Genomic DNA, 2593 nt, shown 5'->3' with positions numbered 1-2593 from the left:
GGCCGGTTCGAACAGCGGCAGCACATTGCGCCTGAAGGGGCAGGGGGCCCCGCGTGCAGGCGGCGGTCGCGGCGACGAACTGGTCAGGCTCAAGATCGTACTGCCCAAGCCGACCGATCCGGAGCTCGAAGCCTTCGTGAAAAGCTGGGAGGCGGGCAGGGCACACAATCCGCGGGAGACAAGCCGATGATCGACCTGGACGACTTCGTGCAGCGCACGGGTATCGCACGGAAGGTTCTGACGACCTGGATCGAGCGCGAATGGCTGGTCGCCGAGCACTCCGGCACGTTGCAGCTCTCGGAAATGGATGCCGCCAGAGCACGGCTCATTCATCAGCTGGAAGGCGATTTCGGGATTAACGACGAAGGCATCGAGATCGTTCTCCACCTGCTCGACCAGATCCATGGCCTACGCCGCGCGCTCGAGACCATGCAGCGAGCAGGACCTGCCGGGCAGGGCAGGGTGACCCGGCGTGGGAGCCGCCTCCGCCGGCGCTACTATCGCCTGGGCAAGCGCCGGCCCTAGTTGGCCAGTCGCCGCCCGCCCATAGGCGCGAGCAAGATGGGGATTATCGCCAAAGGCACACCAGAGACGCGCCTGGTTCGCGCGCAGTGGGAAAGTCGGCGGAAAGAGCGGGGAAGACTGTGGAACGCCTGTTAAAAGGACAGGACTGGTGACACGCCTCGAAGAGGAGACCCGGATCGGCAAGGGCGGGACCCTGGCGGGACAGCTGTCGCGGCTCGACTTGGTGGTGCTCGATGAGCTTGGATATCTGCCGTTCGCGCGCTCTGGTGGCCAGTTGCTGTTCCACCTGATCAGCAAGCTCTATGAACGCACCAGCGTCGTCATCACGACCAACCTCGCCTTCGGCGAATGGCCTACCGTGTTCGGGGATCCCAAGATGACCACCGCCTTGCTCGACCGCGTTACGCATCATTGCGATATCGTCGAGACCGGCAATGACAGCTGGCGCTTCAAAAACCGCAGTTAGCCGCCACTCTCACCACATCTTCAAAACCGACTTGCGCTGTGTGCGCCTCCGGCCGGGCTACGCCCGACCTCCGCCGCACACAGCGCAGGGCGCTCCCCACAACCCTCCGCTCAATCCCGGAAAAGGGGGTCCCTCTTCAACGCCGATATGGGGTCCCGTTTGCACGCCGTTTGACATAAAGGAGTACGACGACGAACTCAGCGGCGCTGACACGAGAGGATGAGCAGGCGCGGCGGCTGGCAACCATCCCGGGCATCGGCGTCATCAACGCGACTGCGCTGCTTGCCGCAATCGGTGACGGCAGCGCCTTCGCCAAAGGCCGCGATCTGGCGGCATGGCTTGGTCTGACACCACGACAGTATTCAACCGGAGGTAAGACGAAGCTGCTCGGGATCAGCAAGCGCGGAAACGGCTATCTGCGCAAGCAGTTGATCCACGGTGCTCGTGCTGCCATGCCGCATCTCGCCGCCAAACCGAACCAGCTCGGCACATGGTTGCAGGCTATGCTGGCGCGTGCCCATCCCAATGTCGTGGTGGTGGCGCTGGCGGCGAAACTGGCGCGCATTGCATGGGCGGTGTTGCGGCATGAAAAGGACTTCGATCGGCAGGCCCCCGCCGCCGCCTGATTATCAGAGATAGCCGGCGGCACAACGCCGGACGCTCACATTGTCTGCGTGAGGTGAACTGAAGATGGCATAACAGGTCGTACCGGCAGTCTGGAAACCTGGTTCTAAATGTGGTGCCCGGCACCGGCGCTTTTATGAGGACCAGACTGTGCGGATATCCATCTTGGCCAAGGTTTCAGCCTTGAGACCGGATACGTTGATGCAGACCATCATGCCATCTCGAATTTACCCCTTGCCGACGGGGCGGGCCATACGTTTTAGATCGTCCTGCCCCAGGCAATCGAAAAGCCGCCGTAAATCGATCCTAGAACTGCCGAACGGGAAGGAACCGCTCAGGCATCAGGCGGTTTAGGAGACAGACATCGGTTGGAAAGATGCGATGCAATGCGCCTTTGCGCTGGTCCGGATCATCAGCAAGCTCTCGATCTGATGAAGCCCAGAGCAGAGCTACAAAAGGAGAAGATCCGTGAAAGCTGTCGTGTACAACGGGCCCAAAGACGTTTCCGTCAATACCATCGATGATCCCAAGATCGAAAAGCCAACCGATGTTATCATCCGGCTGACCACGACCAATATCTGCGGGTCGGACCTTCACATGTATGAGGGCCGTACCAGCTTCGAGAAGGGCAGGGTCTTCGGTCACGAAAACCTTGGCGAGGTCGTCGAAGTCGGCGCTGCCGTAGATCGTATCAAGAAGGGCGATCGCGTGTGCTTGCCGTTCAACGTCGGTTGCGGTTTCTGCGAAAATTGCGAACGGGGTTTGACGGGTTTCTGCCTCACGACCAACCCTGGAACCGCCGGCGCAGCGTATGGCTTTGCCGAGATGGGTCCGTGGCAAGGTGGCCAGGCCGAGATGATGCGCGTACCTTATGCGGACTTCAATTGTCTGAAGCTGCCCGAGGACGCCGAGGGGAAGGAGGATGACTATGTCATGCTCTCCGACATCTTCCCGACGGGTTGGCATGGCGTCGAACTG

At 61.0% G+C, this 2593-nt stretch carries 2 protein-coding genes and 3 pseudogenes; all 5 read left to right on the top strand.

Features of this window, described 5'->3' with window-relative positions:
* A pseudogene (locus RT424_RS24305) lies at window positions 1-190 on the top strand (J domain-containing protein); the annotation flags it as partial.
* Complete coding sequence (locus RT424_RS24300; protein WP_048938886.1) at window positions 187-525, top strand: chaperone modulator CbpM; 339 nt, start codon at window positions 187-189, stop codon at window positions 523-525. The pseudogene RT424_RS24305 and the gene RT424_RS24300, both read left to right, overlap by 4 nt.
* A gap of 145 nt (window positions 526-670) precedes the next feature.
* Window positions 671-991: pseudogene (locus RT424_RS24295) on the top strand (ATP-binding protein); the annotation flags it as partial.
* A gap of 200 nt (window positions 992-1191) precedes the next feature.
* Window positions 1192-1617, top strand: a pseudogene (locus RT424_RS24290) (IS110 family transposase); the annotation flags it as partial.
* A gap of 466 nt (window positions 1618-2083) precedes the next feature.
* A partial coding sequence (locus RT424_RS24285; protein ID WP_313443455.1) for an alcohol dehydrogenase catalytic domain-containing protein occupies window positions 2084-2593 on the top strand: 510 nt, incomplete at its 3' end.

It is taken from the genome of Novosphingobium sp. (genome assembly GCF_032093395.1).
GTDB lineage: Bacteria > Pseudomonadota > Alphaproteobacteria > Sphingomonadales > Sphingomonadaceae > Novosphingobium.
Note: the sequence above shows the minus strand (reverse complement) of the source record. Positions and strands in the feature narration are given on the sequence as shown.